This is a genomic window from Williamsia sp. Y844, from assembly GCF_056786475.1.
The window spans coordinates 153,684-172,392 of record NZ_JBXCJB010000001.1 but is presented as its reverse complement, the minus strand read 5'-3'; the positions used below and the strand labels follow the sequence as shown (position 1 = coordinate 172,392).

The following is an 18,709-nucleotide window of genomic DNA, read 5'->3' as shown; positions in this document are numbered from 1 at the left end:
ACGTTGCACCATGTGGTTTTGACTGAAACGGGTGGGGTTTGTCGTTGTGGCCACCGGCCGTCAAGACGGAGTGGTCACCAACGCGTCGCGCTTTTGGTCCGGTGGGACCAATCCGATCGCGGCGGCCGGGGCTGCCGCGGCGATCAGGAACGCGGCCGGGTAGCCGAAGGCACCGATGGCCATGCCGAACAGCGGTGTGGACGCGGCCATCCACAGGTATTGGCCCGTGTTCTGGACCGCCAGTGCACGACCGCTCCATTGCGGCCCGGAGAACTCGGCGATCGCGGTGAACGCCAATCCGTTGTCGGCCACCGTGATCACGCTCGCGATAACCATGACGGCCGCCGCGACGGGGCTGTTGAGCCAATCGGTGAAGGCCAGCAATCCCACCGATGCGGTGGCGCCGATCGAGATCAACCGAATCGGTTTGGTGCGTGATCCCCAGACGTCGGACCATCGGCCGGCGCCGATGCGACCGGCGGCGCCGAGGATCTGACTGATCGTCACCAGGATGCCCGCGGTCATCGGGGACCAGTTGTGCTGCACGATCAGCCAGGCCGGCACAAACGTCCACAGCATGCCCTGGGGGACACACAGCAGAATGCTCACCCCATGGACACGTGGCAGGAACTGGCTTCCGCGATACGGATTCGACGACATGGCGGTCTGGGTGGCCGATGTCGATGGTCGTTGCGGGTCGGCGACCACAACCAGGACGAACACTGTCGCGATCACCGTGACAACCAAGGGGACCACCAGACCGGTTGTGACACCGAACTTTTCGGACAGAACCGGGATCGTCAGGGCGCAGACACCGATGCCCAGCGGTTGCGCCGTCTGCCGGACACCCATCGCGGTGCCGCGTTTCTCGGGCGAGAACCATCCGACGACGATGCGGCCACCGGCCCCGTTGGTTGCGGCCGAGGTGACGCCTGCCACCAACAGTGCCAGGCCCAGGACGGCCTTGGGTGCGTCCCACATGTTGGCCAAACATGCCGTCGACATTGTGACGATGGTCGAGCCCAGTGACAGCAGCAGGATCCGGCGCTCGCCGAACCGGTCGAGGGCGATACCCCAGGCATAGGTCGACAACAGCAGCCCGAAGGTCGGCGCCGCTGCCAGGGTTGACGCCTCGGTCAGTGACATCCCTTCTGAGCGGTGCAGTTCGGGGATGAGGAAGGCGACACCGCTGACGACGCAGGTCGTTGCCATCGCGGACAGCAGGGAGGCGCAGAGCATTGCCCAGCGGCGGGCATTGGTGGGCATATCAGGACCTCCTCGATCGTGTTCTCAACATATGAAATAGAATGTCCATATAGTAGAACGCCGCTGGGGATGGTGCCAAGGGCGGCTCCCGACAGTTGAGATGGTCCGGGTGCGATAGTCTGGCGACCATGCGACTAGGTCGAATTGCCAGCCCTGACGGGGTTGCTTTTGTCAGTATCGAAGGCGACGGCGACGCCGCCACGGCTCGTGAAATTGCCGAACACCCTTTTGGTACGCCCACGTTCACCGGCCGGAGCTGGCCGCTGGCCGATACCCGCCTGCTGGCGCCGATCCTGGCCAGCAAGGTGATCTGTATTGGTAAAAATTATCTGGCTCATGTGGCTGAAATGGCCGAAGACGAAGCGGAGCGGAGCTCGACCCCAGGGGTTGTTGAGGCACCGGAGAATCCGGTGATTTTCATAAAGCCGAACACTTCGATCATCGGGCCCCACGTGCCGATCCTGCGACCGAAATCGTCGAACCGCGTGGACTTCGAGGGTGAGCTCGCGATCGTGATCGGCCGCCCCTGCCGCGATGTGAAGGCGGCAGCGGCAAAGGATGTGATCCTCGGCTACACGATCGGCAACGACGTCACGGCCCGCGATCAGCAGAAGGCCGATGGGCAGTGGACACGCGGCAAGGGCCACGACACCTTCTGTCCGCTCGGGCCGTGGATCGAAACCGAACTCGACCCCAGTGATCTCGAGATCCGCACCGAGCTCAACGGAGAGGTCAAGCAGCGCAGCCGCACCAGCCTGATGCTGCACGACGTCGGCGAGATCGTCGAATGGATCAGCGCCGTGATGACACTGCTGCCCGGCGACGTGATTCTCACCGGCACACCGGAAGGCATCGGTCCGATGGCCGCCGGCGACACGGTCAGTGTCACCGTCGAAGGCCTCGGCACGCTGACAAACCCGGTCGCCGAGCGGGGGTAGCAGATGCGTCCGCAGCCGAAAACTGCTCAGGTCAACGGAATCTCGCTCAGCTACGAGGACTCCGGTTCAGGTCCACTGGTTGTCATGGTGATGGGTAGTGGCAGTCCGGGCCGGGTCTGGAAAGCGCACCAGCAGCCGGCGCTGGTCAAGGCGGGCTACCGCGTCGTCATGTTCGACAATCGCGGCATCGCACCGTCGAGTGAATGTCCCGAAGGGTTCACCATCGCCGACATGGTGGCCGATACCGCCGCTCTGATCGAGTTTCTCGGCGGTGAGCCTGCGGTTGTGATCGGAACCTCGCTCGGCGCGAAGGTGACCCAGGAGTTGGCGTTGGCGCGACCCGATCTCGTCCGGTGCGCCGTCATGATCGCGACGTACGGTCGCAGTGGGCCACTGCAGCAATGGATCTCCGAAGGGGAGCGGGCGCTCTACGACCAGAAGATCACGTTGCCTCCTCGCTTCCACGCGGCGATCACCGCGCACCTCAATCTGTCTCGGCACACCCTCGACAACGACACCGCGGTGCGGGACTGGCTCGATGTGATCGAGTTCTCTGGGCAAACGGTGACGCCGGGTATGCGGGCACAACTCGGGCTGCACGACGGAGAGAGTGATCGTCTTGCCGCATATGCCGGGATCACCCGGCCGTCGCTGGTGATCGGTTTCGCCGACGACCGTACGTTGCCACCACATCTGGCTCGTGAGGTCGCAGACGCGATACCCGGTGCGCGGTACGAGGAAGTGGTCAAGGCCGGTCACTACGGCTACCTCGAGCAGCCGGCCGAGGTCAACGCGCTCCTGATCGAATTCTTGGGGCAGCACACCGCCTGAGGATGCCAGGGGACAGCGGCACTGTTACCCCCGCGTAATCTGGGCGCATGAGTGAATCGCAGGTCCGCGTCCGTTTTTGTCCATCTCCGACCGGCACACCACATGTCGGGTTGGTGCGTACCGCGTTGTTCAACTACGCCTACGCCCGGCACAACGGTGGTGCGTTCGTGTTCCGGATCGAGGACACCGACGCCGCGCGCGACACCGAGGAGTCGTACGCCGCGATCCTCGATGCGCTGCGCTGGCTCGGCCTGAACTGGGACGAGGGCCCGGAGGTCGGTGGCCCGCATGAGCCCTACCGCCAGTCGCAACGCAAACCGCTGCATCTCGATGCGGTCGCAAAGCTTCTCGATGCCGGTGAGGCCTACGAGGCGTTCTCGACGGCAGAAGAGGTCGAGGCGCGGCACAAGGCCGCAGGCCGTGATCCCAAGCTCGGCTACGACAACTTCGACCGCGACCTCACCGAAGGGCAGAAGCAGGCATTTCGCGACGAGGGCCGCCGCGCCGTCGTCCGGCTCAAGATGCCCGATCGCGACATCTCATGGGACGACCTGGTGCGCGGCACCACCACCATCCCGGCCGGGACGGTGCCGGATTTCGCGCTGACACGCGGCAACGGAGATCCGTTGTACACCTTGGTCAATCCCGTCGACGACGCGTTGATGGAGATCACCCACGTCCTGCGCGGTGAAGATCTGCTGTCGTCGACACCGCGTCAGATCGCACTCTACGAAGCGCTCATCCGGGTCGGAATCGCAAGCCGGACACCCGAATTCGGGCATCTTCCGTTTGTGATGGGGGAGGGCAACAAGAAGCTGTCGAAGCGCGACCCGCAGTCGAGCCTGTTCCACCACCGCGATCGCGGGTTCATCCCCGAAGGCCTGCTGAACTACTTGGCGCTCCTGGGCTGGGGCATCGCCGACGATCACGACATCTTCACCCTCGACGAGATGATCGCCGCGTTCGACATCTCGAAGGTGAACTCCAATCCCGCCCGGTTCGACCAGAAGAAGGCCGACTCGATCAACGCCGAGCACATTCGCCGGCTCACCCCGGAGGACTTTGCCGGGCGGTTGCGGGACTTCGTCGTCAAGGCGGGCAAGTTGACCGAACCGGTCGACGAGGCCCAGTGGGCGGTTGTCGCCGATCTGGTCCAGACGCGCATCCAGGTCCTCGGGGACGCGTGGGGACTCATCGCATTCCTCTACGTGGCGGACGACGAATTCGCGATCGACGAAGCAGCGGCCCGTAAGAACCTCGGAGCCGACGCGGCGCCCGTTCTGGACGCGACCATCGAATCGCTGGCGGCATTGCCTCAGTGGACGACTGAGGCCATTGAAAGCGCCCTCAAGGAAGCGTTGGTGGAGCGACTCGAGCTCAAACCGCGCAAGGCGTTCGGTCCGGTTCGTGTTGCGGTGACGGGGTCGCACATCAGCCCTCCGCTGTTCGAGTCGTTGGAGCTCCTCGGGGCGCAGCGCAGCCTCGCCCGACTGCGCGCTGCTCGCGCAACGATCGTGTAAAAAGTGCCTCTGACCTGGCGATTACAGGTTAGGGCGCAGGGTTTGATAATCTCTTTCTCGTTGCTTTTCCAGCCGCCACAAGCGACTGGGAGAGCAGCGAATGGGGTATGGTGTAATTGGCAACACAGCGGTTTCTGGTACCGCCATTCTAGGTTCGAGTCCTGGTACCCCAGCGACAACAGCGTAATACTGTGTCAGTTCTGGCCCCGTCGTCTAGCGGCCTAGGACGCCGCCCTCTCAAGGCGGTAGCGCGGGTTCGAATCCCGTCGGGGCTACAACAAGATCAACCCTTCTCCTGCCATGCAGGGGGAGGGTTTTTCTCTGTCCGGACCAAGGCGGTCGGCTTCCACGCAGCAGCGAAGGCCCCCGCTGGAACTGATGTCCGGTAGGGGCCTTCGAATCTTGTTGGGAGCTATAGGCCAAACGCTGCGAGGGCGGCGGCGAGATACACCCCGAGCAGCTGGATTCCGCTACCCAAGATTCCGAAAGCAAGTCCGACAAAATCGGCTGAACCCACTGTTGATACTCCTTCGGTGAACCCTCCACCTGGTTTGAGCGGGGGGACCCGCTGTGGCCGGCAAAAGAGGGATTCTTGTAGCTGTGCCGCGGCGGACGCCTGAGTGTGGCATGAATCACAAGCGGCGATTGCTGCTTACGCCTGATTTGAGTTCGGCATCCGCCGATCGCGCCTATCGGATTTGAAGTCGTCGAGCTTCTGACCCCCGCGACGTAGAACGGCCCCCACATCGAATCGATGTGGAGGCCGTCGCGGGTGTGTCTACTACTTCACGAACTCCGCCGTGGTTCCGGCGAGCGGGACTTCGGGGAGTCCGAGCTTGCGGTGGTCCCAGCTGCGGACGCGGTCGGTCTTGATCCGGATCGCAACCCGCTTGTTCATCATCTGATCGACGTAGGGGCGCATCTCGTCGGTGTACGGGCCGTTGTAGCGTTCCCACACACTGATGCCGCACATCAGGATCGAGTCCGGGTCGTCGAGGATCTCGGCGGTCCCGTCGATCGATACGCCGCGCAACTCGTTGTAGGTGAGGCCGGCTTCGATCATCACGGTGCAGATCGGATTGCGGCGAATGTTCACGGCTTTCTGTGATTTCGCCTTTGTCTCGAACCAGATCTCGCCATCGATGACGCCGTACCACATGGCCACCAGGTGGGGACGGCCCGTGGCGGACACCGTTGCCATCGTGGCAGTGCGGCTGCGAACGATGAATTCGTCGATCTCGTCGTCGCCCATCACGATTTTGCCGCGCTCGTTCGTTCCCATCGGGTGTCCTTTCGTTCTCCTGCCGGGCGCCAACGGAGGCCGGTCAGGTCACTGTCGTTCGAAGATGTGACTTTCGATACCCCACCCTAGAGTCGTTTGTTGATTGCATCCGCCGCGGCCAGTAGGTCGGCGGCCCAGCGTGATCCCGGACGCCGTCCCATCCGGTCGATCGGACCGGAGACCGATATCGCGGCGATGACCTCGCCGGCGTTGTCGCGTACCGGAGCCGAGATGCTGGCCACGCCGGGCTCGCGCTCACCGATGCTCTGCGCCCATCCCCGGCGGCGGACCTCGAGCAGTGTGCGTTCGCTGAAACCGTTCTCACCCAGCAGGAGCCGGGCGGTCGCGGGGTCGGCCCAGGCGAGGAGGACCTTGGCCCCTGAGCCGGCGTTCATCGGCAGCCGGGCTCCGACGGGGACGGTGTCGCGGAGTCCGGATGGCGGCTCGATGGCGGCGACGCAGATCCGGTCGGCGCCCTCTCTGCGATAGAGCTGCACGCTCTCGCCGGTGATCTCCCGCAGTCTGGGCAGGATCAGCGCTGCGGCCTCGCGCACGGTGTCGGTGGCTCCGGCGGCGAGTTCGCCGAGTGCGGGGCCCGGGCACCACAGGCCGGAAGTATTGCGCGCCAACAGTCGGTGGGTTTCGAGTCCGACGGCGAGCCGGTGCGCGGTCGCACGCGGCAATCCGGTCCGCGTACACAGTTGGTTCAGGTTGCACGGGCCTTCGGAGACGGCGTGCAGAACGGCGACGGATTTATCCAGAACACCGATCCCACTGGCCACTGCCGATGCGGTATCATTTCTCACAAGCCGATACTATGCTCTCGCATACTGAGATGCCAGCCCATCTCGTCAGAAGAAGAAACTTGGTGATCATGATGACCGAACGTCCAATGACCTTGGCCGAAAAGGTTTGGGAAGAACATGTTGTGGTGCGTGGTGAAGGTGAGGGATCGGGACGCAACCCCGACCTGATCTACATCGATCTGCATCTAGTCCACGAGGTGACGAGCCCGCAGGCGTTCGACGGCCTGCGCCTGGCGGATCGTCCGGTGCGACGACCCGACCTGACGATTGCGACCGAAGACCACAACGTGCCGACGATGAATATCGACAAGGAAATTGCCGATCCCATCTCGCGTCTGCAGGTCGATACCCTTCGCAGGAACTGCGAAGAATTCGGAATCCGGTTGCATTCCATGGGTGATGCCAATCAGGGCATCGTCCACATCATCGGACCGGAACTCGGTCTGACGTTGCCGGGTATGACAGTCGTCTGTGGTGACAGTCATACCGCCACGCATGGTGCTTTCGGCTCTATTGCGATGGGCATCGGTACCTCCGAGGTCGAGCATGTGCTGGCGACGCAGACACTTTCGTTGCGTCCGTTCAAGACAATGGCGATCAATGTGGACGGCGAATTGCCGCCCGGCGTCACCGCCAAAGACCTCATCTTGGCGGTCATCGCGCAGATCGGGACCGGCGGCGGACAGGGCTATGTGCTCGAGTACCGCGGCCCGGCCATCGAGAAGCTCTCGATGGAGGCCCGAATGACCGTGTGCAACATGTCGATTGAGGCCGGTGCTCGCGCCGGACTTATTGCACCCGATGACATAACCTTCGAATACGTCAAGGGCCGTCCGCATACGCCGACCGGCGCCGACTGGGATGCCGCGGTGCAGAACTGGCGTCAGCTCCGTACCGACGACGGTGCGGTCTTCGACGCAGAGGTCCATATCGATGCGACCAAGCTGACCCCGTTTGTCACCTGGGGAACCAACCCGGGGCAGGGGTTGCCCCTGGGTGCTTCTGTGCCCGACCCCGCCAAGATCGCCGATGCAGCAGAGGCCGAGGCGACCGAGAAGGCACTGCGGTACATGGATTTGACGCCTGGCATGCCGCTGCGCGAGATCGAGGTCGACACCGTGTTCGTCGGCTCGTGCACCAACGGGCGTATCGAGGATCTGCGTGCGGTGGCCGAGGTCTTGTCCGGTCATCACGTGGCCGAAGGCATTCGGATGCTCATCGTTCCCGGATCGGGGCGGGTGCGCCTGCAGGCCGAAGCAGAGGGACTCGGCGACATCTTCGAGGAAGCCGGCGCAGAGTGGCGGCAGCCCGGTTGTTCGATGTGCCTGGGAATGAACCCGGATCAGCTCGCACCCGGCGGACGGTCCGCGTCGACCTCGAACCGCAATTTCGAAGGGCGGCAGGGAAAGGGAGGCCGAACTCACCTCGTGTCCCCAGCTGTGGCTGCTGCCACTGCAATTCGAGGACGCCTCAGTGCCCCGACCGACCTGACCGATTCAGTTCCCGCGGTCTGAGCGCGGACGAGAAGGAGTATTGACGATGGAACCGATCAGCATTCATACCGGAATCGGCGTGCCGCTTCGCCAGGGCAATGTCGACACCGACCAGATCATCCCGGCGGAGTTTCTGAAGCGGGTGACTCGCACCGGATTTGAGGACGGACTGTTCGCCGGCTGGCGCGCGGACCCGGGCTTCATTCTCAATGTCGAGCCGTACAACCACGGATCTGTCCTGGTGGCGGGCCCCGACTTCGGCACCGGATCGTCCCGTGAGCATGCGGTCTGGGCGTTATCTGACTTCGGTTTTCGGGTCGTGATCTCGTCGCGCTTCGCTGACATCTTCCGCGGCAATGCCGGAAAAGCCGGGTTGGTGGCCGCGCAGGTGGACCAGGCGGACGTCGAGCTGATCTGGAAGCGGCTCGAGGAGCAGCCCGGGTTGGAATTGACGGTGAGCCTTGAAGATCAGACGGTCACAGCAGCGGACCTAGTGGTGCCCTTTGCAATTGATGAGTACACCCGGTGGCGTCTGATGGAGGGTCTGGACGACATCGGATTGACATTGCGGCAGGTCGAAGCCATTTCTGAGTTCGAAAAGGCAAGGCCCGTATGGAAACCGAAGACCCTGCCGGAGCCCGCTTCGGGGAGCGCAGCGAGGCCACGGCCGTAACCTGTTAGACGGCATACCTTTCGCCACGCCGAGCGAATTTGGCGTCGATCGTGGACGTTTTGCGATTTGACGTTTACCGTGTTCATTTAGATGGCCCAAAGTGGGTCAACAGTTTGCGGAGGTTGAATCCATGAACAAGGCAGAGCTCATCGAAGAACTAACAAAGAAGTTGGGGACCGATCGCCGTACGGCTACTGACGCCGTCGAGCACATCGTCGACACAATCGTGCGGGCGGTGAACAAGGGTGAGAGCGTGACGATCACCGGTTTCGGTGTCTTCGAAAAACGGCGTCGCGCCGCTCGGGTTGCTCGCAACCCGCGCACCGGCGAAACCGTCAAGGTCAAACCGACTTGGGTGCCGGCATTCCGTCCGGGCGCACAGTTCAAACTCGTTGTGTCCGGCAAGCAGAAGCTGAGCGCATCGGGCCCGGCCGTCAAGCGTGGCAGTGCAACTGTCGCAGCGGCACCGGCCAAGAAGACCGCAGCCAAGAAGGCGGCTCCGGCCAAGAAGGTTGCAGCCAAGAAGGTGGCTCCGGCCAAGAAGGCCGCTCCCGCCAAGAAGGTTGCAGCCAAGAAGGTAGCTCCGGCCAAGAAGGCCGCACCTGCCAAGAAGGTTGCAGCCAAGAAGGTAGCTCCGGCCAAGAAGGCCGCACCTGCCAAGAAGGTTGCAGCCAAGAAGGTAGCTCCGGCCAAGAAGGCCGCACCTGCCAAGAAGGCTCCGGCGAAGAAGGCTCCGGCCAAGAAGCGCTGACGCAGACAAACAAAACCCCGGTGGACCTTCCCTCCACCGGGGTTTGTTTTGCGTTCAAGGCATTTCGGTTACCGGCCGCTAACCCATCGGGCTGTCGACGTGGTGCGCGGCAACGAGTTTTCCGTCGTGCAGCGAGAGCACCCAGAAACTTCCCTTCCGGTTTCGCGACGCCGGGAGTTTCAGCTCGTCCTGTGAAGCCCACCATTTGAGTAGCGGGGGGATCACTTTGCCCTGACTGCACACGACGTGAATCCCGGGTGACTGCGCAATCTCTCGAATCCGGCGGCGCCCGGCCTTCGGATCGTCGGCGTAGGACTCTTCTGACAGTGACGGCTCGGCCTCGACCTCGACGCCGAGTTCGTCGGCCAGCGGTGCCACCGTCTGCACGCAACGCACACGGTCTGCCGAATGAACGTCAGTGGGGCCGAACAACAGCAGTTGCGACATCAATGCCTCGGCTTGAGCCTGGCCCACCTTCTCCAGGGGGCGGAACCGGTCGTCACCCTTGTAGCGGGACTTGCGGCCTGCCTTGGCATGGCGCACCAACAGTAGGACATCAAGCTTTGCCGGTAGGGTCCGAAAGGACTTCAGGACCTTTCGGTCGAGATGATACGAGATCGCCGATTCTGCTGATTCCACTGAAAGCCAACGCAATTCGTCAACCTCGTCGTTGGGCGTGAACTCGCCTGAGACGACCTCGGCCGACCAATAGTGGACGTGCTTGCGGCCGGGACCACGAAGGTCGTAGCTGACCATCCGCACATGCCTGCCGAGCCGAACGCGGTAGCCCGTCTCCTCGGCGATCTCACGGACCGCCGCGCTGAGAAAGGTTTCCCCGGGTTCGACCTTGCCCTTGGGCAGGGTCCAGTCGTCGTACCGGGGTCGGTGGACGATGGCGACCTCGATCTCCCCGGCCGGATCCTCGCGCCAGACCACGCCACCGGCCGCGTAGACCACCGCGCCGTTGCCGCTTGCCGTTTTGCTCACTGGCTCAGGTCAGCCCGACGACGGTTGCGCCGCATCATCTGACGTTGATGATCCCGCACTTCTTCACCCGCAGCGGGTGAAGCCGTCCAGCTGCCGTTCTGCCCGAGTACCCAGCAACGGGTGGTCGGATCCATCGCGGAGGCGAACACGTCGTCGAGTTCGCGTGTCAGTCGCGGGTCGCGTACCTGAGCCATCACCTCGACCCGTCGATCGAGATTGCGGTGCATCATGTCTGCGCTGCCGAACCAGAACTCGTTGATCGACTGGAAGTGGAAGACCCGGGAGTGCTCCAGGAACTGGCCGAGGATCGACCGCACCGTGATGTTCTCGCTGAGGCCGGGAACCCCCGGGCGGAGAGCGCAGATACCGCGGACCACGACATCGACCGGGACACCGGCCTGTGATGCTCGATACAGCGCATCGATCACCTGTTCATCGACGAGCGCATTGGCCTTCAAGCGAATTCGGGCATCGGAGTGTCCGCTTTGCGCCCGCTCGATCTCGGCGCGGATGCGATCGACGATGCCCGCCCGCACACCGTGTGGTGCGACGAGCAGGTTGCGGTACTCGACCTTTCGCGAGTAGCCGGTGAGCGTATTGAACAGGTCGGTCAGGTCGGCACCGATATCCGGCGCAGCGGTGAACAAACCGATGTCTTCGTAGAGCCGTGCGGTTTTGGGGTTGTAGTTGCCCGTTCCGATGTGGCAGTAGCGCCGGATGGTCGAGCCCTCACGCCGGACCACCAGACAGGTCTTGCAGTGTGTCTTCAGTCCCACGAGCCCGTAGACCACGTGGACGCCGGCCTGCTCGAGCTGCCTGGCCCACTTGATGTTTGCGTGCTCGTCGAAGCGCGCCTTGATCTCGACGAGCGCCACCACCTGTTTGCCCGCCGCCGCCGCATCGATGAGGGCGTTGACGATCGGGGAGTCGCCGGAGGTCCGGTAAAGCGTCTGTTTGATCGCGAGGACATCGGGATCGGCGGCCGCCTGTTCGATGAACCGTTGCACGCTGGTGGAGAAAGAGTCGTACGGGTGATGCACCAGTACATCGCCCTCACGCAGCGTGGAGAAGATGCTCTTGGGGGTTTCGCGTTCGCCGAAAGCCGGGTGGGTGGCCGGGACAAAGGGTGGGTCCTTGAGCGCAGGCCGGTCGATGCCTGCGACCTGGAACAGACACGACAGGTCGAGCAGCCCGGGCACCTCGATCACGTCGGCCGGATCGACATCGAGTTCGCGCAGCAGCAGTTCGAGCATGTGCTCGGTCATGTCGCCGGCGATCTCCAAGCGGACCGGTGAACCGAAACGCCGACGGGCGAGTTCGCGTTCGAGTGCCTGGAGCAGGTCTTCGTCGCGGTCTTCCTCGACCTCGAAGTCGGCGTTGCGGGTGATCCGGAATGCGTGGTGCTCCACGATTTCCATGCCAGGGAACAGATGGTCGAGATGCGCGGAGATCAGATACTCCATCGGAAGGAGTATCGGTTTTGCCGGTGCGGTATCGGTTTTCGCGTACAGATGCCGGAACTCGGCAGGCATCAGGCGGTCGACTCGGACAAAACGGTCGACGTTGTCAGGGACCTTCACGCGGGCGAAATGTTCGCCGCCCTTGCCGACGTCCTTCACCGTCACGGCCAGATTCAGGCTCAGTCCCGAGATGTACGGGAATGGGTGAGCCGGGTCGACGGCCAGTGGGGTGAGCACCGGGAAAACCACTTCATGGAAGTACTCGCTCAGTCGGCTGCGTTCGTCGTCCGACAGCGCTTCCCAGGTGACGATGTGAATGTTGTTGTCTGCCAGAGCCGGTTGGACCGAGTCGAGGAACACGCGGGCGTGCCTGTCGGCCAATACCTGGGTGCGCTGGGCGATCAGTGACAGCTGTTCATGCGGCGAAAGGCCGTCGGCGGAGCGAACCGATAGTCCCGTCTCGTGACGGCGCTTGAGCCCGGCCACCCGGACCATGAAGAACTCATCGAGATTGGAAGCGAAGATGGCCAGGAACTTGGCACGTTCGAGCAGCGGCAGCGAGGTGTCCTCGGCCAGTGCCAGGACCCGGGCATTGAAGTCGAGCCAACTCAGTTCGCGGTTGAGGTAACGATCTTCGGGAAGATCCGCGGTGCTGGTGGGTAGAGCGGTCGCTGCCGGTGGTGCTGTCGGCATAGAGGGTGGGGTCGACGACTGGCCTGTCGCATCTGCTGTGCTCACGTGACCATCATGGCCCATCGGGCCGGGCTGTGGAATCGCGAGATTGTGATTGTTCACTCAAGCGCAGGCGAGAGACGACCGCGGACGTCGCCGGACCCAGACCGAACCGCGCGGCGGTCAGCAGATCGTCGACTGTGTCGACATCGATCCGAAGGTCCGGCCAGCGGTCCGAGTCGTTGATGAGATCGACGGCGCCGTGGTCGGAATGGCGCTGCGCGGAGTCGGCCCCGAACCGCAAGAAGTCGGTTGTGTGTGGACCTTCGAGGTCGAGAAACAGTGCGGTGGTGCCGGTCCCGGCGTGATCGGGGATGTACGACGACGTCAGCGGTGCCGACTCCGCGACGGCCGCGATCAGACTGGCCGGGGTCGCGGCGGGCAGATCGGCCTGCAGCACCAGGATTCGGCTACCGGGCCATCGGGCCAGCGCGTGATCGATCCCCATCGCAAACGCCTGGTTGAGGACGTCGCCCTTGTCGACAACGGTCTCGGCTCCGAATGCGTCGGCGGTGGTTGCCACGGCTTGGTCCGGCGACACCACGACGACACGATCGAGTCCGGTGCCGGCCACCGCGGTGAGGGTGTCCTCGAGCATCGCCAGAACCAGGGCGCGGCGCGCATCGCGGCCGATGGCCGGAGCCAGCCGCGTTTTGGCCCCGCTCAGTTCTTTGACCGCAATGACGACTGCGGTCGGCCGCGTTTCCATGGGGTCCATCATGGTCGGCGCCCCCGCCGGGGTGAAAAGGTACCCCACCTTGGCACCGACCTCTAGGCTTGGAGCGTCGCGGAGAGACCGCACGCAGTCGTGGAGACAGATGGTGGGTGGCGTTATGCGGGCGGTCGTCATGGGCTCGGGTTCATGGGGCACAGCGATGGCCAAGGTGTTGGTGGACGCCGGTACAGAGACGATCCTGTGGTCGCGGCGGGCCGAGCTGGCCGACGCGATCAATCAGACGCACACCAACCCCGACTACCTCGACGACGTGGCGCTGCCGGAGGGCCTGCGCGCCAGTGCCGATCTGGCGGAGGTGCTTGATGGCGCGGATCTGGTTGTGTGCGCGGTGCCGTCGCAATCGCTGCGCACGAGTATGCAGACGTGGCTGCCGTATCTGAGTGACACGGCAACGCTGATGTCGCTGGCCAAAGGCGTCGAGACGGGCACCCTGCTGCGGATGAGTGAGGTCATCACCGAGGTGACCGGAGCGACCGCGGATCGGGTTGCGGTGTTGTCGGGACCGAACCTGGCTCGGGAGATCGCCATCGGACAACCTGCGGCCACCGTGGTGGCATGCGAGAACGAGGTTCGCGCTCGAGAGATTCAAAAGGCTTGCAGCACCATGTATTTCCGTCCCTACACCAACACCGATGTGGTCGGATGCGAGATCGGTGGGGCAGTCAAGAACGTCATCGCACTGGCCTGCGGCATGGCATCGGGCGTGGGGCTGGGCGACAACACCCGCGCCTCGATCATCACCCGCGGGCTGGCCGAGACCATTCGACTCGGTGTTGCACTGGGAGCGCGCCCGGAGACGTTGGCCGGACTGGCCGGTATCGGCGATCTGGTGGCCACCTGCTCGTCGCCGCTCTCGCGCAACCGTACCTTTGGCAGCCGCCTCGGCGAAGGTAAAACACTCGCAGAGGCACAGGAGGCGACCCACGGCCAGGTCGCCGAAGGCGTCAAGTCCTGTTCATCGGTGCGTGCCCTCGCCCAGAAGCATGACGTCGACATGCCGTTGACCAATGCGGTACATCAGGTCTGTCACGAGGGTCTGACCGTCACCGACGCCATCTACTCACTGCTCGGCAGGCGGACGAAACCCGAGTGACTCCGTCACGCGAAACCCGAGTGACTCCGTCACGCGAAACCCGAGTGACTCCGTCACGCGAAACCGGGTAACGGTCGGGGTTCAGTCACCCAAGATCGATCGGGGCTGTCGGCAGGTATTCGTCGATCAACTGTGAAAACTGTTGGATCGGACCGTTTCCCACGTTCTCGGGGAGCCAGATCGCCACGTAGGGGCGGTGATCGACGGCGTACCAGAGGAAGCCCGGGGCGTCGGTGGTTGCCGAGACCAGGAACCACTGCACCGGATCGACCACCTGCAGACCCGAGGTGGGGGACAGTGACTCGGGTCGATCGACGCCGCAGCGCAGCTGAACCGGTCCGGGCACCTGATCTCCCGGCGGCCAGCTGACCATGCCGTCGTCGGACACCGTCTTCTTGCCGAATCCGTCGAAGGTCTCGGGCAGCGCGGCGATGAGTGCCGCGCAGTCCGGTGATGACTGCTCGGGTGCCGCCATCGACTTCAGGGGTGTGTCGGCGGAGGTGCTGTCGTCGGTCTTGACGACCGCATAGGTGATGAAGGCCACGATGACCATCACCGGGATCGTGATGATGGTTGCGATGATCGCCGGATGTAGGCGACCGGGGCGACTGGGGGTTGACTCGCTCACACCAGCCTCGGGATGCCTGTCACGACCGGGCACGTCAGGGTTCGAGTGATCCCATCCACCTGCTGAATCTTCGGAACCACCTCTTCGGTGAGGTGGGCCGCATTGGTCGCGTCGACCCGCACGATGACGTCGTACGGTCCGCTGACCTCCTCGGACGAGGCAACGCCGGCGATATCCGAGATCGCTGCTGCGGCTACCGCAGCCTTACCGACCTCGGTCTGGATCAGTATGTAAGCCTGAACCACGGCGTTCCTTTCGTTCACGACGACGATCAGCGGAGCGGCTGACCCAAATAGACTGGCACATATTGTCACCGACAACGGTGCCGAGTGGCCAATCAAGCAGGCCGACATCCAAACGAAAGGCGCGGTGAGAACGCTGTCCACCGATCCGGTTCCCACGGTCAGTGAGGTCGGCGAGCAAGTGCTGATCGATCTGTTCACCACCCCCGACGACGACGCCCGGGGTGATCACATGGTGCTGGTCGGTCCCGGCGACGACGCCGCCGTGCTCGTCGGCGCCGGCCCGGTGGTGGTCAGCACCGACGCATTGGTCGACGGCAGGCACTTCCGGATGGACTGGAGCAGTCCACAACAGATCGGGTTCAAGGCGGTGGTCGCGAACGCCGCCGACGTCATCTCGATGGGCGGCCGGGTCACCGGGTTTCTTGCTTCGGTGACCTGTCCGAAAGACATTCCGGTAGCCACCTTGGTGGGTCTGCGCGACGGGATGCGTGAGGCTGCCCGGCGATACGGGGCGAACGTTGTCGGCGGTGACCTGACAGCAGGCGATCAACTCGTGCTCGCGGTGACCGCGATCGGCGCCATGGACACCCGCACCCCGGTCCGGCTGTCGACGGCTCAGGTCGGCGACGTGGTGGCTGTCTCGGGGCCGCTCGGGTCGTCGGCCGCAGGCATGGATCTGTTGTCGGCCGGTATCAGCGATTTCGCTGGTCTGGTGCAGGCACATTGCGCGCCGGAGCCGCACCTGGAGCTCGGCGTCGTCGCCGCGGAGGCAGGCGTCCATTCGATGACCGACATCTCTGATGGGCTGATGCGGGAGCTCCATACGATGTCGCGGGCCAGTGGGCTGCGGATCGAGATCGATGTTGCCGCCATCCCGGTGGTGCCTGAATTGCCGGCTGCCGCAGCCAGGCTCGGTGTGGACATGAATGTCTGGACGAGCACCGGCGGTGAAGATCACGAGCTGCTGGCCACGTTCGCTGCCGGAGAGCTTCCGGTCGGGTGGACCGCGATCGGTTCGGTGCATGCCGGGCCCGCTGAGCCCCCGGTCACCGTTCACGGCATGGATACGGTTGATCTCGAGGCGGGTTGGCATACGTTCTGACGGGTGCGTGTGGGGTTCGGCACTACCGATACTGTGGCGTTCATGGCTATTTACGCACTCGATGATCGCGAACCCGAGCTGGGCGAAGGCGCCTACGTACATCCGGATGCTGTGGTGATCGGCGCGGTGACCCTCGCGGCCGGTGCCTCTGTCTGGCCGGGCGCGGTGCTGCGGGGTGACTACGGGACCATCCATATCGGTGAGAAGACGAACATTCAGGACGGCACCGTAATCCATTGCACACCCGTGCATCCGACGGTGATCGGCGCGCGTTGTGTCGTCGGGCACAACGCGCACATCGAAGGTGCGACCATCGGCGACAGCTGCCTGATCGCATCAGGTTCGGTGGTACTCAACGGTTCTCGGATCGGGGCCGGGTCGATCGTCGGTGCAGGCGCGGTGGTCGCGTACGGCTTCGAACTTCCCGAACGCTCGATGGCTCTGGGTGTTCCGGCGAAGGTCCGGCAGGGCTACGAGGTTGCCGAGGACCATATCGAGATGAGCGTCGAGAACTACGCCGCCAACGCTGCGTACTACCGCACCGCGCTGCGCCGCCTGGACTAGACGGCCATGTCTGACGCACAACCACTTTCGGCCCTGGTGGATCCGGGCTGGGCCCGCGCACTCGCGCCGGTCGCCGACGATGTCACCAAAATGGGAGCCTTTCTGCGGGCCGAACTCGCGGAAGGCCGCACGTATCTGCCGGAAAGCGGAAACGTGCTGCGTGCCTTCTCGGACCCGTTCGACCAGGTGCGCGTCCTGATCGTCGGGCAGGATCCCTACCCGACGCCAGGTCACGCTGTCGGCCTGAGCTTCTCGGTGGCGCCCGATGTGAAACCGGTACCGCGGAGCCTGGGCAACATCTATACCGAATACTGCGATGACCTCGGACTTCCGCGGCCGTCGAACGGCGACCTGACACCGTGGGCGAAACAGGGTGTCCTGCTGCTCAACAGGGTGCTCACCGTGGCGCCGGGGGCTGCGGGAAGCCATCGTCGGAAGGGTTGGGAATCGGTCACCGAGTGCGCCATCAAGGCATTGGCGGCCCGCGACCAACCGTTGGTTGCCATCTTGTGGGGCAAGGATGCCGCGTCGTTGCAGCCGTGGCTACCCGGGGTCGCGACGATCATCTCGCCGCATCCGTCGCCGCTGTCGGCCCGTCGGGGATTCTTCGGTTCGAAGCCGTTCTCCCGGGCCAACGCCGCACTGGTGGAGCAGGGTGGCACCGAAATCGATTGGCGCCTACCCTGACCGGATCCGAGATCTGGCGGCATCCGAATACAAAAATGGCCACCCGCGGAAAGCAGGTGGCCATTTTCAGGTGTGAATGTGCTTCAGTTCAAAGACTCAGCTGTTGGCGTTGACCGACGCGTAGTCCGGCTTGGTCTTGCCGACAAACGCGTTGACACCCTCGATGCCGTCCGGCAATGCGGACAGTGCAGCGATCGACTCTGCTTCGGCGTCGAGCTGCTCGGTGAGCGAGCGGGTCGCCGATGCGTTCAGGAGCTTGCGCGTGGCCGTGAGCGTGCGCCACGGGCCGGCCGCGATCGAGGCTGCAGCAGCCTCGGCGGTGACCAGCACCTGATCGTCTTCGACCACACGCGAGATCAGGCCGAGGTCGAGTGCCTCGGCGGCGTCGACCGCGCGGTTGGTCAAGATGATGTCGCGTGCACGTGCGGCACCAATGACCCGCGGCAGCGTCCAGGTGAGGCCGCCGTCGGGGGTCAGTCCGATGCCGAGGTATGCCGGACGGAGCTTCGTCGAGGTACCGGCGATGGCAACGTCACAGTGCGTGACGATGCTCATTCCGGCACCTGCGGCCCAGCCGTGCACCGCGGCAACGATCGGTACGTTCGCAGAGTTCAGCGCGCGGATGAAGTCGTGGAAGTCACCGGCCAGTCCGGCCAGGAACTCGGCACGATCGTCGGCAGAAGCGAAGTCGCGGACGTTGCCGCCCGCGCAGAAATTCGCTCCGGTACCGACGAGCAGCACCGCACCCGCCTTGATCTCGCCGCGGGCCAACTGACGCAGCGCAACAGCGCCACGATCGAAGTAGACCCGGTCCAGCGAGTTACCGGCCTTGTCTGAGGCGATGGCAATGCGGAGCACGCCATCGATGAGTTGAACTGAGTCGGAATCGGTCGGAGTGGACCGCAACTCGGTCAC

Annotated in this window: 19 protein-coding genes and 2 tRNA genes; 12 read left to right on the top strand and 9 right to left on the bottom strand. The window is 63.9% G+C overall.

Annotated features, from left to right (window positions below; genetic code table 11):
* Positions 1–60: 60 nt before the first annotated feature.
* On the bottom strand, positions 61–1,266 hold the full coding sequence (locus tag AC1TQG_RS00860; RefSeq protein WP_482135067.1) for an MFS transporter: 1,206 nt from the start codon (positions 1,264–1,266) through the stop codon (positions 61–63).
* Positions 1,267–1,394: 128 nt separating this feature from the next.
* Here AC1TQG_RS00860 and AC1TQG_RS00855 point away from each other — a divergent pair, with 128 nt between their 5' ends.
* The 5 genes from AC1TQG_RS00855 to AC1TQG_RS00835 all read left to right on the top strand — a co-directional run bounded on the left by AC1TQG_RS00855 (position 1,395) and on the right by AC1TQG_RS00835 (position 4,830).
* The gene (locus AC1TQG_RS00855) at positions 1,395–2,204 is read left to right on the top strand and encodes a fumarylacetoacetate hydrolase family protein (RefSeq protein ID WP_482135066.1); all 810 of its coding nucleotides are present in this window, start codon (positions 1,395–1,397) and stop codon (positions 2,202–2,204) included.
* Positions 2,205–2,207: 3 nt separating this feature from the next.
* Positions 2,208–3,035 (top strand): alpha/beta fold hydrolase, encoded by an 828-nt coding sequence (locus AC1TQG_RS00850; RefSeq protein WP_482135065.1) that lies wholly within the window; start codon positions 2,208–2,210, stop codon positions 3,033–3,035.
* Positions 3,036–3,082: 47 nt separating this feature from the next.
* On the top strand, positions 3,083–4,555 hold the full coding sequence (gltX, locus tag AC1TQG_RS00845) for a glutamate--tRNA ligase (RefSeq protein WP_482135064.1): 1,473 nt from the start codon (positions 3,083–3,085) through the stop codon (positions 4,553–4,555).
* 101 nt (positions 4,556–4,656) lie between these two features.
* Positions 4,657–4,728: transfer RNA gene (locus tag AC1TQG_RS00840), tRNA-Gln, on the top strand.
* Positions 4,729–4,757: 29 nt separating this feature from the next.
* Positions 4,758–4,830 (top strand) — tRNA-Glu (locus tag AC1TQG_RS00835).
* 506 nt (positions 4,831–5,336) lie between these two features.
* On the opposite strand, the gene AC1TQG_RS00830 is transcribed toward AC1TQG_RS00835, so the two are convergent.
* Entirely contained in the window at positions 5,337–5,837 is a 501-nt protein-coding gene (locus tag AC1TQG_RS00830) for a pyridoxamine 5'-phosphate oxidase family protein (protein ID WP_482135063.1), read from the bottom strand.
* Between the two features lie 86 nt (positions 5,838–5,923).
* Entirely contained in the window at positions 5,924–6,643 is a 720-nt protein-coding gene (locus tag AC1TQG_RS00825; RefSeq protein WP_482135062.1) for an IclR family transcriptional regulator, read from the bottom strand.
* Positions 6,644–6,714: 71 nt separating this feature from the next.
* Between AC1TQG_RS00825 and leuC the strand changes: the two genes are divergently transcribed.
* The 3 genes from leuC (at position 6,715) to AC1TQG_RS00810 (ending at position 9,560) form a co-directional block, all read left to right on the top strand.
* Positions 6,715–8,157 (top strand): 3-isopropylmalate dehydratase large subunit, encoded by a 1,443-nt coding sequence (gene leuC, locus AC1TQG_RS00820; protein ID WP_482135061.1) that lies wholly within the window; start codon positions 6,715–6,717, stop codon positions 8,155–8,157.
* A gap of 25 nt (positions 8,158–8,182) precedes the next feature.
* On the top strand, positions 8,183–8,809 hold the full coding sequence (leuD, locus tag AC1TQG_RS00815) for a 3-isopropylmalate dehydratase small subunit (protein ID WP_482135060.1): 627 nt from the start codon (positions 8,183–8,185) through the stop codon (positions 8,807–8,809).
* A 130-nt stretch (positions 8,810–8,939) separates the two neighbouring features.
* Positions 8,940–9,560 carry an HU family DNA-binding protein gene (locus AC1TQG_RS00810; protein ID WP_482135059.1) on the top strand — a complete coding sequence of 207 codons (621 nt, stop codon included), beginning with the start codon at positions 8,940–8,942 and terminating at the stop codon, positions 9,558–9,560.
* Positions 9,561–9,638: 78 nt separating this feature from the next.
* Here AC1TQG_RS00810 and AC1TQG_RS00805 read toward each other — a convergent pair whose 3' ends face one another.
* Genes AC1TQG_RS00805 through cofC form a run of 3 tightly spaced genes read right to left on the bottom strand, consistent with a single transcriptional unit; the run spans position 9,639 to position 13,448 of the window.
* Positions 9,639–10,547, bottom strand: coding sequence for an NUDIX hydrolase (locus AC1TQG_RS00805; protein WP_482135058.1), 909 nt, complete (start codon positions 10,545–10,547; stop codon positions 9,639–9,641).
* On the bottom strand, positions 10,544–12,745 hold the full coding sequence (locus AC1TQG_RS00800; protein WP_482135057.1) for an RNA degradosome polyphosphate kinase: 2,202 nt from the start codon (positions 12,743–12,745) through the stop codon (positions 10,544–10,546). Before AC1TQG_RS00800 ends, AC1TQG_RS00805 begins: the two co-directional genes overlap by 4 nt.
* A 7-nt stretch (positions 12,746–12,752) precedes the next feature.
* A complete protein-coding gene (gene cofC, locus AC1TQG_RS00795) occupies positions 12,753–13,448 on the bottom strand; it encodes a 2-phospho-L-lactate guanylyltransferase (protein ID WP_482135056.1) in 696 nt (231 codons plus the stop codon).
* 124 nt (positions 13,449–13,572) lie between these two features.
* Here cofC and AC1TQG_RS00790 point away from each other — a divergent pair, with 124 nt between their 5' ends.
* Complete coding sequence (locus tag AC1TQG_RS00790; protein ID WP_482137216.1) at positions 13,573–14,568, top strand: NAD(P)H-dependent glycerol-3-phosphate dehydrogenase; 996 nt, start codon at positions 13,573–13,575, stop codon at positions 14,566–14,568.
* Between the two features lie 85 nt (positions 14,569–14,653).
* On the opposite strand, the gene AC1TQG_RS00785 is transcribed toward AC1TQG_RS00790, so the two are convergent.
* Positions 14,654–15,196 carry a DUF3515 domain-containing protein gene (locus tag AC1TQG_RS00785; RefSeq protein WP_482135055.1) on the bottom strand — a complete coding sequence of 181 codons (543 nt, stop codon included), beginning with the start codon at positions 15,194–15,196 and terminating at the stop codon, positions 14,654–14,656.
* Complete coding sequence (locus AC1TQG_RS00780; RefSeq protein WP_482135054.1) at positions 15,193–15,441, bottom strand: Lrp/AsnC ligand binding domain-containing protein; 249 nt, start codon at positions 15,439–15,441, stop codon at positions 15,193–15,195. Before AC1TQG_RS00780 ends, AC1TQG_RS00785 begins: the two co-directional genes overlap by 4 nt.
* A gap of 124 nt (positions 15,442–15,565) precedes the next feature.
* On the opposite strand from AC1TQG_RS00780, the gene AC1TQG_RS00775 reads away from it, so the two are divergent.
* Genes AC1TQG_RS00775 through AC1TQG_RS00765 form a run of 3 tightly spaced genes read left to right on the top strand, consistent with a single transcriptional unit; the run spans position 15,566 to position 17,794 of the window.
* Entirely contained in the window at positions 15,566–16,543 is a 978-nt protein-coding gene (locus AC1TQG_RS00775; RefSeq protein WP_482135053.1) for a thiamine-phosphate kinase, read from the top strand.
* Between the two features lie 42 nt (positions 16,544–16,585).
* Positions 16,586–17,107 (top strand): gamma carbonic anhydrase family protein, encoded by a 522-nt coding sequence (locus tag AC1TQG_RS00770; protein WP_482135052.1) that lies wholly within the window; start codon positions 16,586–16,588, stop codon positions 17,105–17,107.
* Positions 17,108–17,113: 6 nt separating this feature from the next.
* Positions 17,114–17,794 (top strand): uracil-DNA glycosylase, encoded by a 681-nt coding sequence (locus AC1TQG_RS00765; RefSeq protein ID WP_482135051.1) that lies wholly within the window; start codon positions 17,114–17,116, stop codon positions 17,792–17,794.
* A gap of 96 nt (positions 17,795–17,890) precedes the next feature.
* On the opposite strand, the gene AC1TQG_RS00760 is transcribed toward AC1TQG_RS00765, so the two are convergent.
* Positions 17,891–18,709, bottom strand: coding sequence for an enoyl-CoA hydratase/isomerase family protein (locus AC1TQG_RS00760; RefSeq protein WP_482135050.1), 819 nt, complete (start codon positions 18,707–18,709; stop codon positions 17,891–17,893).

What these genes read in the sequence shown, in the direction of transcription:
- AC1TQG_RS00830 (WP_482135063.1), bottom strand. Translation starts at nt 5,837, where the DNA reads ATGGGAACGAACGAGCGCGGCAAAATCGTGATGGGCGACGACGAGATC.
- AC1TQG_RS00855 (WP_482135066.1), top strand. Translation starts at nt 1,395, where the DNA reads ATGCGACTAGGTCGAATTGCCAGCCCTGACGGGGTTGCTTTTGTCAGT.
- AC1TQG_RS00770 (WP_482135052.1), top strand. Translation starts at nt 16,586, where the DNA reads ATGGCTATTTACGCACTCGATGATCGCGAACCCGAGCTGGGCGAAGGC.
- AC1TQG_RS00810 (WP_482135059.1), top strand. Translation starts at nt 8,940, where the DNA reads ATGAACAAGGCAGAGCTCATCGAAGAACTAACAAAGAAGTTGGGGACC.
- gltX (WP_482135064.1), top strand. Translation starts at nt 3,083, where the DNA reads ATGAGTGAATCGCAGGTCCGCGTCCGTTTTTGTCCATCTCCGACCGGC.
- AC1TQG_RS00790 (WP_482137216.1), top strand. Translation starts at nt 13,573, where the DNA reads ATGCGGGCGGTCGTCATGGGCTCGGGTTCATGGGGCACAGCGATGGCC.
- leuD (WP_482135060.1), top strand. Translation starts at nt 8,183, where the DNA reads ATGGAACCGATCAGCATTCATACCGGAATCGGCGTGCCGCTTCGCCAG.
- AC1TQG_RS00850 (WP_482135065.1), top strand. Translation starts at nt 2,208, where the DNA reads ATGCGTCCGCAGCCGAAAACTGCTCAGGTCAACGGAATCTCGCTCAGC.
- AC1TQG_RS00765 (WP_482135051.1), top strand. Translation starts at nt 17,114, where the DNA reads ATGTCTGACGCACAACCACTTTCGGCCCTGGTGGATCCGGGCTGGGCC.
- cofC (WP_482135056.1), bottom strand. Translation starts at nt 13,448, where the DNA reads ATGGAAACGCGGCCGACCGCAGTCGTCATTGCGGTCAAAGAACTGAGC.
- leuC (WP_482135061.1), top strand. Translation starts at nt 6,715, where the DNA reads ATGACCGAACGTCCAATGACCTTGGCCGAAAAGGTTTGGGAAGAACAT.
- AC1TQG_RS00860 (WP_482135067.1), bottom strand. Translation starts at nt 1,266, where the DNA reads ATGCCCACCAATGCCCGCCGCTGGGCAATGCTCTGCGCCTCCCTGCTG.